Origin of the sequence: Roseicella sp. DB1501 (genome assembly GCF_013112485.1) — a bacterium.
Lineage (GTDB): Bacteria > Pseudomonadota > Alphaproteobacteria > Acetobacterales > Acetobacteraceae > Paracraurococcus.
The window spans coordinates 388,155-399,771 of sequence record NZ_JABFHG010000005.1 but is presented as its reverse complement, the minus strand read 5'-3'; the positions used below and the strand labels follow the sequence as shown (position 1 = coordinate 399,771).

The 11,617-nt window shown below is 71.0% G+C and carries 10 protein-coding genes; 5 read left to right on the top strand and 5 right to left on the bottom strand.

All coding sequences use genetic code 11. The features are described from left to right. The first annotated feature begins 317 nt into the window (after window positions 1-317). Window positions 318-509: a hypothetical protein gene (locus HJG45_RS12765; RefSeq protein WP_171612489.1), complete on the top strand. Its 192-nt coding sequence runs from the start codon at window positions 318-320 to the stop codon at window positions 507-509. 40 nt (window positions 510-549) lie between these two features. On the opposite strand, the gene HJG45_RS12760 is transcribed toward HJG45_RS12765, so the two are convergent. Continuing rightward, the gene (locus HJG45_RS12760) at window positions 550-2,061 is read right to left on the bottom strand and encodes an aldehyde dehydrogenase family protein (protein WP_171612488.1); all 1,512 of its coding nucleotides are present in this window, start codon (window positions 2,059-2,061) and stop codon (window positions 550-552) included. Between the two features lie 65 nt (window positions 2,062-2,126). Beyond that, window positions 2,127-2,834, bottom strand: coding sequence for a GntR family transcriptional regulator (locus HJG45_RS12755; protein ID WP_254452470.1), 708 nt, complete (start codon window positions 2,832-2,834; stop codon window positions 2,127-2,129). A gap of 136 nt (window positions 2,835-2,970) precedes the next feature. Here HJG45_RS12755 and HJG45_RS12750 point away from each other — a divergent pair, with 136 nt between their 5' ends. The 4 genes from HJG45_RS12750 (at window position 2,971) to HJG45_RS12735 (ending at window position 8,322) form a co-directional block, all read left to right on the top strand. Continuing rightward, on the top strand, window positions 2,971-4,443 hold the full coding sequence (locus HJG45_RS12750) for a malonyl-CoA decarboxylase (RefSeq protein WP_171612487.1): 1,473 nt from the start codon (window positions 2,971-2,973) through the stop codon (window positions 4,441-4,443). A 69-nt stretch (window positions 4,444-4,512) separates the two neighbouring features. Beyond that, complete coding sequence (locus HJG45_RS12745) at window positions 4,513-5,838, top strand: SLC13 family permease (RefSeq protein ID WP_171612486.1); 1,326 nt, start codon at window positions 4,513-4,515, stop codon at window positions 5,836-5,838. Window positions 5,839-5,931: 93 nt separating this feature from the next. Next, window positions 5,932-7,197, top strand: coding sequence for a CaiB/BaiF CoA-transferase family protein (locus tag HJG45_RS12740; protein WP_171612485.1), 1,266 nt, complete (start codon window positions 5,932-5,934; stop codon window positions 7,195-7,197). A 117-nt stretch (window positions 7,198-7,314) separates the two neighbouring features. Then, on the top strand, window positions 7,315-8,322 hold the full coding sequence (locus HJG45_RS12735; protein ID WP_171612484.1) for an alpha/beta fold hydrolase: 1,008 nt from the start codon (window positions 7,315-7,317) through the stop codon (window positions 8,320-8,322). A gap of 14 nt (window positions 8,323-8,336) precedes the next feature. Here HJG45_RS12735 and HJG45_RS12730 read toward each other — a convergent pair whose 3' ends face one another. From HJG45_RS12730 to HJG45_RS12720, 3 genes are all read right to left on the bottom strand, one after another. Further along, a complete protein-coding gene (locus HJG45_RS12730) occupies window positions 8,337-9,128 on the bottom strand; it encodes an SDR family NAD(P)-dependent oxidoreductase (protein ID WP_171612483.1) in 792 nt (263 codons plus the stop codon). A gap of 76 nt (window positions 9,129-9,204) precedes the next feature. Continuing rightward, the gene (gene hemB / locus HJG45_RS12725) at window positions 9,205-10,224 is read right to left on the bottom strand and encodes a porphobilinogen synthase (RefSeq protein ID WP_171612482.1); all 1,020 of its coding nucleotides are present in this window, start codon (window positions 10,222-10,224) and stop codon (window positions 9,205-9,207) included. Next, the gene (locus HJG45_RS12720; protein WP_171612481.1) at window positions 10,221-11,522 is read right to left on the bottom strand and encodes an O-acetylhomoserine aminocarboxypropyltransferase/cysteine synthase family protein; all 1,302 of its coding nucleotides are present in this window, start codon (window positions 11,520-11,522) and stop codon (window positions 10,221-10,223) included. The genes hemB and HJG45_RS12720 overlap by 4 nt, the downstream gene beginning before the upstream one ends. Window positions 11,523-11,617 lie beyond the last annotated feature (95 nt).

Below are 11,617 nucleotides of genomic sequence, written 5' to 3'. Positions count from 1 at the left end.
GCCGAGCGCACCATCGACGCCCTCTGGGACGCCCTCGCGTCACTCCTCAGCGCCTTCACGCCAACCGAATGCGCCAACTACTTCGCCGCCGCAGGCTATGAACCGAATTAAGGCAGACGCGCTCTAGAGCGTGATCGTCTAAGATGGACTCACCGAAAGGCGTGAATCACGCGATCAAACAATAGGCCAGACCATGATCCGCGAATCTATGTGAGCGGATCATGGTCTGGCGGACGAACGGGGAGCCAAGGGGCGGCTCGCGCGTTGGAGCCGCCCTGGTCTTTCGGGACCACTTGCAGCCAGAGGGAGGCATGATCATGGATGGCAGCGACCTTCGACGGCGCATGGGCTGGACGCAGGCCGAGGCCGCGGCCCGCCGCCGCGCCGCACCGCTGCGGCAACGCCAGCCGCAGCTCACGCCGGTGACCGCCGCGGATTGCGTCCGGCTCGGCCGCGAGCCGGAGCGGCGGCTTGAGCCGCTGCGCCGGGGCAGCGGGATGCGCCGCTGAAGCGCTCCCGCCGCGGTGGCTGGGCTGAGGCCGCGCCGCCTCAGCCCATGTTCACCATGATGGTCTTCTTATGCGTGAAGTGCTCGAGCATCGCCTCGAGCGAGGCCTCCTTGCCGAGGCCGCTGCTCTTCACCCCGCCATAGGACAGGTTGGCCTGCACCACGAGGTTCTGGTTGATCTGTACCAGCCCGGCCTCGAGCCGATGCGCCAGGTCCAGCCCGACCTTCAGGTTGTTGGTCCAGAGGCTGGCAGCGAGGCCGTATTCGCTGTCATTCGCCTCGGCCAGCACCGCCTCGGCATCGTCGAAGGGGGCGATGACGGTGACCGGGCCGAAGATCTCCTCACGCACCAGCCGGCTGTCCTTCGGCAGGCCGGTGAAGATGACGGGCTGGATGAACAGCCCCTTCCGCAATCCCTGATCCTTCGGCATGGCGCTGCAGACATGCGCGACGGCGCCCGGCGTGCTGCGCCCCTCCTCGATGAAGGCCCGGACCTTCTCGAGCTGGCCCTCGGAGACGATGGTGCCGATATCGGTCTTCTCGTCGAGCGGGTCGCCCATCACCATGCCGTCCACGGCGGCCTTCATCGCCGCGACGAAGCGGTCGAAGATCGGCCGCTCGACATAGATGCGCGAGGCGGCGGTGCAGCTCTGGCCCTGGCGGGTGAAGCGCATGGAGGTGAGGGCGCCGCTCACCGTCTTCTCGAAGTCGCAATCCTGGAAGACGATCATCGGCGACTTGCCGCCGAGCTCGAGCGTCACCGGCACCAGCTTCTCGGCTGCCGCCTTCGCCACGATCTTCCCCGTCTCGACCGAGCCGGTGAAGGTGACCTTGCGCACCTTCGGGTGTTCGACCAGCGGCGCGCCGCAGTCCGGCCCGAAGCCGGAGAGCATGTTGAAGCAGCCCGGCGGCAGCACGCGGTTCATCAGCTCGCAGATGCGCAGCACGGCGAGCGGCGCCTCCTCGGCGCTCTTCACCACCACGCTGTTCCCCGCGACCAGCGCCGGCGCCACCTTCAGCGCCATCAGCAGCATCGGCACGTTCCAGGGGATGATGGCGCCGACCACGCCTAGCGGCTCGCGCACCGTCACGCTGAGGACGTTCGGCGCGAAGGGCACGCTCTCGCCCTTCAGCTCGGAGCCGAGGCCGCCGAAGAACTCCAGGATATCGGCGACGGTGCCGGCCTCGACCCGGCTCTCCGTCCGCAGCGCCTTGCCGGATTCGAGGGCGATGAGCCGCGCCAGCTCCTCCTGGTGCTCGCGCAGCAGCGCGGCGCATTGATGCACCAGCGCGCCGCGCTTGCGCGCCGGCAGCTTCGCCCAGGCCTTCTGCGCCCGGGCCGCGCCCTGCACCGCGGCCTCCACGTCCTCGGCATCGCCCTCGGCGGCGCGGGCCACCTCCTCGCCGGTCGCCGGGTTCACCACCGCGAAGCTGCGGCCGCTCCGGGCGGGCACGTAGCCGCCATCGATGAAGTGGAAGCCCGACAGCGCCTTCGCCAGCGCGAAGGGATCGAGGCAGGGATCGGCGGGTGTCGGGTGCGGGCGATCGAGCATGGCGGGCCTCCGGAATCGGGCGGACCATGACGCCGGGGCCAGGCCAGGGCAAGGCGGGGCGCCCCTCAGCCCGCCGGGCGCAGCGTGCTGGCGAGGCTGCTGCCGGCGGCGAGCATATGCGCCCGCATCTCCCGCGCCGCCGCCTCGCCATCGCCGCGCAGCACCGCCCGCAGCAGGGCGGCATGCTCGGCGAAGGAGTCGCGCAGCCGGTCGGCGTGGTGGAACTGCGCCCGGCGGAAGGGGGCGAGGCGCAGCCGGAGCGCCTGCACATGCTCGGCGAGGAAGCCGTTATGCGTGCAACGATAGAGCGCCGAATGGAATTCGCGGTTGAGCGCGTCATAGGCCGGCACGTCGCCGTCGGCGACGGCGGCGGCGGAGCGCTCATGCACCGATTGCAGGGCGAAGCGTTCCGGCGCGCTCATCCGGTGGGTGGCGAGGCGGGCGCACATCGCCTCCGTCTCGGCCATCACCTCGAACATCTCCCCGAGCCGCTCCAGCGTCAGCCGGGCGACGCGCACGCCCCGCCGCGGCTCGATCTCGACCAGTCCGGCGGCGGCCAGTTCCCGCAGGGCCTCGCGCACCGGGGTGCGGGAGGCGCCGAAGCGCTCGGCCGCCTGATGCTCCTCGATCTCGCTGCCGGGCGGCAGGCGGCCGGCGATGATGTCCTCGGCGAGGGCGATGCGGATCGCCTCGGCCAAGGTCGTCGCCGTGGTGGTCGCCGCGGGCGCGGACGACCCCGGCGCCGGCGCCATCAGGGGTTGGTTACGCGGCATGCGCATGCCTCCTCCGCGCCGCGGCGCCCGATGAATATGCATTCATGCCCAGTTCGGAGGATTGTGCATACAGAAATACTGTGAAACACAGTTTGTGAATATCACAACGGGGGTCCAGGCCCCCCGGGGAGAGCCCATGCAGGACACCGCGACGCCGGTCTCGCCGCCCTCCGGGACCCGGAACTGGCTCGAACGCCTCTGGTCGAGCATCGCCGATCGCGGCCGCCCCTATGCCAATGTCCCCGCCGCCGGGCTGCCGCCGCTGGAGCGCGCCCGCCGCCTTGCCCGCGCCATCCTCTCCGAGCGCGGCGAGGCCTCCGGCGCCGCGGTGGCGCGCGAGCTGCACGACAGCCTCGCCGCCCTCGCGGGCGAGGACCGGCTGGCCTTCTTCCGCTTCCTCTCCGAGGAATTCGCCCCGGAGGCCGGCAGGCTGCGCCAGGCGGCCGAGGCCTGGCTGGCCGAGCCGGGGGTGGAGACGGCGGCGCGCCTCGCCGATGCCGCCGAGCCGCCGCGCCAGGAGCTGCTGCGGCGGATGAACATGGCGCCGGGCGGCACGGCGGCGCTGGTCAAGCTGCGCGAGGAGCTGACCGGCCTCATCCGCAGCGAGCCGGCGCTGAAGGTGCTGGACAATGACCTGCGTCATCTTTTCGCCTCCTGGTTCAACCGCGGCTTCCTCGAGCTGCGCCGGATCGACTGGCAGACGCCGGCGGCGGTGCTCGAGAAGCTGATCCGCTACGAGGCGGTGCACGAGATCCAGGGCTGGGACGACCTGCGCCGCCGGCTGGAGGCGGACCGGCGCTGCTTCGCCTTCTTCCATCCCGCCCTGCCGGGCGAGCCGCTGATCTTCGTCGAGGTAGCGCTGGTCGCCGGCATGGCCGAGGCGGTGCAGCCGCTGCTGGCGCGCGGCAAGCAGCCGGCCAGCCCGAAGGCGGCGGATACCGCGATCTTCTACTCCATCTCGAACTGCCAGGAGGGGCTGCGCGGCATCTCCTTCGGCAATTTCCTCATCAAGCAGGTGGTCGAGGAGCTGAAGGGCGAGCTGCCGCAGCTCAGCCGCTTCGCCACCCTCTCGCCGGTGCCGGGCTTCCGCCGCTGGCTCGACCGCCAGCTCGCCAGCCCGCCGGAGGGCGGCCTGTTCAATGCCGAGGAGGCGGCGGCGCTCGGCGGCGATGACCTCGTGCAGGGCTTCAAGGCGATGGCCGAGGGCGAGTGGTGGCAGGACGCGTCGCGCGCCGAGGCGCTGCGCCGGCCGCTGCTGCGGCTCGCCGCCACCTATCTCACCCGCCCCAACAGCGGCGGCGCGTCGATCGACCCGGTCGCCCGCTTTCATCTCGGCAACGGCGCCCGGCTGGAGCGCATCAACTGGCTCGGCAATACCAGCGCCCGCGGCATGCGCGAGAGCTACGGGGTGATGGTGAACTACCTCTACGATCCGGACGCGATCGAGGCGAACCACGAGGCCTTCGTGCATTCCGGCCAGGTGGTGCGCTCGGCCGGCGTCGACGGGCTGCTGCAGCTGCCGCGGACGGCACCCCAGGCCGGGTCGCGCTACGGCCTGTCGCGCCTGCTGGGCGGCGAGGAGAAGGCGGGCGGCAAGCCGCAGGGCTGATGATCCGGCCCCTCGGGTAACGTCCGCCGGGGGGCCGACAAGGACTATCGGGGAAGGAAACCTACAAGCATGTCGCCGCAGACCGCCTCCATCCTGGGGCTGGTCGTGATGTTCATCGTCGCGACCGCCCTGCCCATCAACATGGGCGCGCTCGCCCTCGCCATGGCCTTCCTGATCGGGACGCTCTTCGTCGGGATGTCCTCGACGGCGATCATCGGCGGCTTCCCCGGCGACCTCTTCGTCACCCTGGTCGGCATCACCTATCTCTTCGCCATCGCGCAGAAGAACGGCACCATCGACTGGCTGGTGCACCAGGCGGTGCGGGCGGTGCGCGGCCGGATCGCCGCTATCCCCTGGATCATGTTCGCGGTCGCCGCGGCGCTGACGGCGGTGGGCGCGGTCTCGCCGGCCGCCTGCGCCATCCTGGCGCCGGTCGCGCTGCAATTCGCCCGGGCCTACGGCATCAGCCCGCTGATGATGGGCCTGCTCGTCATCCACGGCGCGCAGGGTGGCGGCTTCTCGCCGATCAGCATCTATGGCGGCATCACCAACCAGATCGTCGCCCGTTCCGGCCTGCCGGTCTCCGACACCTCGCTCTTCCTGGCGAGCCTCGGCTACAACCTGCTCTGCGCGGTCGGTGTCTTCTTCGTCTTCGGCGGCCGGCAGCTGCTCAGCCGGCGCAGCGCGGCGGATGGCGTGACCGGCGACGAGCACGGGCCCGCCGGCATCGCCATGTCCGGGCACGGCACCTCGGCCGATGCCAGCCTCGCCCCGCCGGCGCATCCGGCCGCGGCGCGGCTCGACCTGCAGCAGGTGGCGACGCTGATCGGCCTGGCCGCGCTCGCCATCGGCGCGCTGGTCTTCAACCTCAATGTCGGGCTGGTGGCGGTGACGGTCGCGGTGGTGCTGACCCTGCTGGCGCCCGCCGAGCAGAAGGGCGCGGTCGACAAGATCGGCTGGTCCACCATCCTGCTGGTCGGCGGCGTCATTACCTATGTCGGCGTGCTGCAGAAGTCGGGCGCCATCGACAGCGTCGGGCAGGGGGTGTCCGGGATGGGGGCGCCGCTGCTGGCGGCGCTGCTGCTCTGCTATATCGGCGGCGTGGTCTCGGCCTTCGCCTCCTCGGTCGGCGTGCTCGGCGCCATCATCCCGCTGGCCGTGCCCTTCCTGCTGCAGGGGCAGATCGGCACCGCCGGGATGATCGCGGCGCTGGCCGTTTCCTCGACCGTGGTCGATGTCTCGCCCTTCTCGACCAACGGCGCCCTGGTGGTCGCCAATGCCCAGCCGGAGGAGCGCGAGAGCGTCTACCGCCGCTTCCTGATCTACAGCATCCTGGTGGTTCTGGCCGGGCCGCCGCTGGCCTGGCTGATCTTCATCGTGCCGGGCTGGATGTAGAACCGCCGCTTCACGGCGGATCGGCGGTCGAATCCGGGCCCGGTTCGCGGTAGAGCCCATTCCCACGCCATCCGACCCGGAGAGGAAAGACCCATGCAGAACGCCAGCGGCCCCGGCAGCGACTTCCCAGGCAGCGACTTCGCCACCAGTGTCCCGACGGGCGCCGCGGGACCCCTCCGGGGCATCCGCGTCCTCGACCTTACCCGGGTGCTGGCCGGCCCGACCTGCACCCAGATGCTCGGCGATCTCGGCGCCGAGATCATCAAGATCGAGCGGCCCGAGGCCGGCGACGACACCCGCGGCTTCGCCCCGCCCTTCATCCCGAACACGCGGGAGAGCGCCTATTTCGTCGGCGTGAACCGCAACAAGAAGTCGGTCACGGTCGACATCGCCAAGCCGGAAGGCCAGGCGCTGATCCTGCGGCTGCTCGAGCAGTGCGACATCCTGGCGGAGAATTTCAAGGTCGGCGCGCTGGCCAAGTACGGGCTCGGCTACGAGCAGCTCAAGGCCCGCTTCCCGCGGCTGATCTACTGCTCCATCACCGGCTTCGGCCAGACCGGCCCCTATGCCCCGCGGCCGGGCTATGACGCGCTGATCCAGGCCATGGGCGGCGTCATGTCCCTCACCGGGGAACCGGGCGGCTCGCCGCAGAAGGTGGGCGTGCCGGTCGCCGACCTCTTCGCCGGCCTCTATGGCTGCATCGGCATCCTCGCCGCGCTCAACCACCGCAACGCGACGGGGGAGGGGCAGCAGATCGATATCGGCATGCTCGACACCCATGTCGCCTGGCTGGCCAACCAGGGCATGAACTACCTGGCGACCGGCGAGAACCCGCCGCGGCTCGGCAACCAGCATCCGAACATCGCGCCCTACCAGGAATTCCCCACCAAGGACGGCTACATCATCCTCGCCGTCGGCAACGACCCGACCTTCGAGCGCTTCTGCAAGGCCTTCGGGCAGGAGCAGCTGCTCTCCGACCCGCGCTTCGCCACCAATGCCACCCGCGTGCAGAACCGCCAGCTGGTGACCGACACGCTGACCCCGGTGATGCAGGGCCGGACCACGGCGGAATGGATCGAGGCGCTGGAGGCGCTGAAGATCGGCTGTGGCCCGATCAACACGCTCGAGCAGGTCTTCGCCGACCCGCATGTGCATGCCCGCGACATGGTCGTCGAGATGCAGCACCCGACGGGCGAGCCGGTGAAGGTGATCGCCAACCCGGTGAAGCTCTCGGCGACGCCGCCGAGCTATCGCAGCCCGCCGCCGGTGCTCGGCCAGCATACCGGGGAGGTGCTCGGCGAGTTGCTCGGCATGACCGAGGCGGAGATTGCCGGGCTGAAGGCGAAGGGCATCACCTGATACCGCCGTGCCTCAGGCGCCGGGCGCAGGCCACCGGCTTGCCCGGCTTCGCGGCATGAGGCGCGGGCCCCGGACCGGTCATGCGACCGGTCCCCCGCCTGCGGCGTTGGCGGCGGCATGGTCCCCTTCCATCCCCGACCGCCCTGGCTGACCGGGCGCCTGCAGACCCTGCGCGCCCTGCGCTGGCCACTGCCTGCCAGCCTGCCCGAAGGCCACCGGCTCTGGCTGCCGCTGCCCGATGGCGACGCCCTGGCGGCGATGCTGCACCTTCCGCCGGGGCCAGGCCCCGACAGGCCGCTGGCCGTGCTGCTGCCCGGCCTCGCCGGCGGCGAGGACGATCCCTGTCTGCGCGAGGCGGCGCGGGCCCTGCTGCGCCGTCGCTTCCCCGTCCTGCGGCTCAACCTGCGCGGCAGCGCCGCGAGCCTCGCCCGCAGCACCAGCCATGGGCATCTCGGCCGGCCGGAGGATCTCGCCGCCGCGCTCGCCGCCCTGCCGCCGGCGCTGACGCGGGACGGCCTGCTGCTCGCCGGCTGGTCCTTCGGCGCGGCGCTGATGCTGCTGCTGCTCGGGCGGCAGGCGGCGATGCCGGGCCTGCCGCGCATCCTCGGCGCCGCCGCCATCAGCCCGGTCTTGCAGCCGGACCTCTCGCATGCGGCGATCGATGCGCATCCTGCCTTCGGCCGCGCCCTGCTGGCGGCCTATCGGCGCGAGGTCCTGGCCGTGCCGGCGAGCGACCTGCCGCCGGACTTGCGCCAGGCGGCGCTGGACGCGCGCTCGCTGCAGGAATTCGAGGCGCGGGTGACCGCGCCGCGCTTCGGCTACCCGTCCTATGCCGTCTTCTGCGAGGTGAACCGGCCCGCCGCGGCGCTGCCGCGGATCCGGGTGCCGACGCTGCTGCTCATCGCGTCGGACGATCCCTTCATCCCCGCCGCCTCGATGGCGGGCACCGTCTGGGCCGACTGCCCCGCCATCCTGCCGCTGCGCACCGCGGGCGGCGGCCATTGCGGCTTCTACGACCGGCGGGCCGAGGCGCTGTCGATCCGCGCCATGGCGGCGCTCTTCCGCGGCCTGGCCGAGGGCGCCGCGGAGGCGCCCGCCGCCGCCGCGCTCGACGCGGCGGCCTGAGCCCGGTCGCCTCGTCAGAAGCCGGGGCGCGGCGTCAGCTCCATCATCACCTGGTCAAGCCCGCCATCGACCAGGATCTCGGCGCCGTTGACATAGGCACTGCGCGGGCTGGCCAGGAAGATCACCGCATCGGCGATGTCCTGCGGCGTGCCGATGCGGCGCGAGGGCAGCATCTGCTCGCGCCGCTCCTTCACCTCCGGCTGCTGGTAGAAGCTTTCCGACATCGGCGTGCGGATGAAGCCGGGGCTGACGATGTTGCTGCGGATGTTGTCCGGCCCCCATTCCAGGGCGAGCTGGCGCGACAGCATGACGGCGGCCGCCTTCGAGGCGCTGTAGGCGCCGCTGCGCGGCTGCGGGTTGCTCGCGGCGATGGAGGCGATGTGCACCATCGCGCCGCCGCGCCCGATCATCTGGTGGCGGAAGGCCTGGGCGCAGAGCAGGTAGCCGGTCAGGTTCACGTTGAGCAGCGTGTTCCATTCCTCGAGCGAGAGGCTGGCCAGCGCGCCCGGCCGCAGGATGCCGGCATTGTTCACCAGGATGTTGGCCGGGCCGAGCCGGTCGGCGCTGGCGAGCGCCGCATCGGCGATGCTGCCCTCGCTGCCGGTGTCGCAGAGGATCGCGGTGACGCGCCCACCGATATCCTGCAGCTGCCGCTCGAGCGACTTCAGCGCATCGAGGTCGCGGTCGAGCAGCGCGACGGCGCAGCCCGCTTCCACGAAGCTCGTCGAGATGGCGCGACCCATGCCGCCGGCGGCGCCGGTGACGACCGCGATCTTCTCCCCAAGTCCCAACCAATCTGTGTTCATGTCCTGATCTCCCCCTCTCCCGGCGCGATCAGACGCGCCGGAACCGGTGAGGTCAAGATGCTGTGCGCGATGACGCTCAGCCGGCGCGCAGGCGTTGCGCGGCCTCCACGGCGAAGTAGGTGAGCACGCCATTGGCCCCGGCGCGCTTGAAGCCGAGCAGGCTCTCGAGCATCGCGCGCTCATGCTCCAGCCAGCCGTTGCGCACGGCCGCCATGATCATCGCGTATTCGCCGCTGACCTGATAGGCGAAGGTCGGCACGCCGAACCGGTCCTTCACGCGGCGGATGATGTCGAGATAGGGCATGCCCGGCTTGACCATCACCATGTCGGCGCCCTCGTCGAGGTCGAGCGCCACCTCGCGCAGCGCCTCGTCGGTGTTCGCCGGGTCCATCTGGTAGGTCTTCTTGTCGCCGCGCAGCGCCTTGCCGCTGCCGACCGCGTCGCGGAACGGGCCGTAGAAGGCGGAGGCGTATTTGGCGGCGTAGGACATGATGCGCGTGTCGATCAGCCCGCGCGCGTCGAGCGCCTCGCGGATGGCGCCGATGCGGCCGTCCATCATGTCCGACGGCGCGATGACGTCGATGCCGGCCTCGGCCTGGTTCACCGCCTGCTGCACCAGGATGGCGAGGCTGTCGTCGTTGTGGACGTAGTCGCCCGTCCGCGTCTCCCGGATCACGCCGTCATGCCCGTGATCGGTATAGGGATCGAGCGCGACGTCGCCGACCAGGCCCATCTGCGGGAATTCCCGCTTCAGCAGCCGGGCGGCGCGGCAGATCAGGTTCTCCGGGTTCAACGCCTCCTTGCCCTCGGCGTCCTTCGCCTCGGGCGGCGTCATCGGGAACAGGGCTAGGGCCGGGATGCCGAGCGCCGCCGCCTGCTCCACATGCCCGGCCAGCCGGTCGAGCGAGACGCGCACGACGCCCGGCATGGAGGCGACCTCGGTGACCTGCCGCTCGCCCTCGCGGATGAAGATCGGCCAGATGAGGTCGTCGACGGAGAGCGCAGTCTCCGCCACCAGCCGGCGCGTCCAGGCGTCGCGCCGGTTGCGGCGCATGCGGGTGTTGGGGAAGCGCCCCGCGGGCGTGCCGATGCTCATGCCGCGGCCTTCAGCGCCTGGTCGAGATCGGCGAGGATGTCGTCGATATGCTCGATGCCGATGGACAGGCGGACATAGCCCGGCGTCACGCCGGTCGAGCGCTGCTCGTCCTCCGAAAGCTGGGAATGGGTGGTGGTCGCCGGATGGATCGCCAGCGAGCGCGCATCGCCGATATTGGCAACGTGGTAGAACATCTTCAGCGCATTGATGAACTTCGCGCCGGCCTCGGCGCCGCCCTTCAGCTCGAAGCCCATCAGGCTGCCATAGCCGCCGCGCAGATGGGCATCGGCGCGGCGCTTCGCCTCGCCGGTCTGCAGGCTCGGATGGATCACCCTGGCGACCGAGGGCTGCTCCGCCAGCCAGGCGGCGACGCGCAGCGCGTTGGCGCAGTGCCGCTCCATGCGCAGCGGCAGCGTCTCCAGCCCCTGCAGATGCAGGAAGGCGTTGAGCGGCGTCGTCGCGGCGCCGAGGTCGCGCAGCAGGCAGGTGCGCATGCGCAGGATATAGGCGATCGGGCCGAGCGGCTTCACCGCCTGGGTCCAGACCGCGCCATGATAGCTGGGGTCCGGCGTGTTCAGCGTCGGGAAGCGCTCGGCATGCGCCTCCCAGTCGAAATTGCCGCCATCGATGACGATGCCGCCGATGCTGGTGCCGTGGCCGCCGATGAATTTGGTGGTCGAGTGCATCACCACCGCCGCGCCGTGCTCGAAGGGCCGGCAGAGGATGGGGGCGGCGGTGTTGTCCATGATGAGCGGCACGCCGAGCTTGCGGCCGATCGCCGCCACCTCGCCGATCGGGAAGACCTGCAGCTTCGGATTGGGCAGCACCTCGGCGTAATAGGCGCGGGTGCGGGCATCGGTGGCGCGGGCGAAGGCCTCAGGGTCCTCCGGGTTCACGAAGCGCACCTCGACGCCCATGTTCTTCAGCGTGTTGGCGAAGAGGTTCCAGGTGCCGCCATAGAGGTCGGTGGAGGAGACGATGTTGTCGCCCGGCGTCGTCAGGTTCAGCACCGAGAAGGTGGTGGCCGCCTGGCCGGAGGCGACGGCGAGCGCCGCGACGCCGCCCTCGAGCGCGGCGATCCGCGTCTCGAACGCATCCTGCGTCGGGTTCATGATGCGGGTGTAGATGTTGCCGAGCTCCTGCAGCCCGAAAAGCCGGGCGGCATGGCCGGTATCCTGGAACTGGAAGCTGGTGGTCTGGTGGATCGGCACGGCGACCGAGCCGGTCGTCGGATCGGCCCGATGGCTGCCGCCATGCAGGGCCAGGGTCTCCGGGCTGGTCCAGACGGGCTTGGACATGGCGCTTCTCCGTGGGCGGCTCTGAGGGCGCAGTCCTGCCACTTCCCTTCGCCGGGCGGAAGGGGCAGCGGGAAGGGGCGGCGCGACGTGGGCGG

Coding starts and splice junctions, on each gene's coding strand:
- HJG45_RS12735 (WP_171612484.1), top strand. CDS start 7,315: ATGGTCCCCTTCCATCCCCGACCGCCCTGGCTGACCGGGCGCCTGCAG.
- hemB (WP_171612482.1), bottom strand. CDS start 10,224: ATGAGCATCGGCACGCCCGCGGGGCGCTTCCCCAACACCCGCATGCGC.
- HJG45_RS12720 (WP_171612481.1), bottom strand. CDS start 11,522: ATGTCCAAGCCCGTCTGGACCAGCCCGGAGACCCTGGCCCTGCATGGC.
- HJG45_RS12730 (WP_171612483.1), bottom strand. CDS start 9,128: ATGAACACAGATTGGTTGGGACTTGGGGAGAAGATCGCGGTCGTCACC.
- HJG45_RS12755 (WP_254452470.1), bottom strand. CDS start 2,834: ATGCCGCGTAACCAACCCCTGATGGCGCCGGCGCCGGGGTCGTCCGCG.
- HJG45_RS12745 (WP_171612486.1), top strand. CDS start 4,513: ATGTCGCCGCAGACCGCCTCCATCCTGGGGCTGGTCGTGATGTTCATC.
- HJG45_RS12760 (WP_171612488.1), bottom strand. CDS start 2,061: ATGCTCGATCGCCCGCACCCGACACCCGCCGATCCCTGCCTCGATCCC.
- HJG45_RS12750 (WP_171612487.1), top strand. CDS start 2,971: ATGCAGGACACCGCGACGCCGGTCTCGCCGCCCTCCGGGACCCGGAAC.
- HJG45_RS12765 (WP_171612489.1), top strand. CDS start 318: ATGGATGGCAGCGACCTTCGACGGCGCATGGGCTGGACGCAGGCCGAG.
- HJG45_RS12740 (WP_171612485.1), top strand. CDS start 5,932: ATGCAGAACGCCAGCGGCCCCGGCAGCGACTTCCCAGGCAGCGACTTC.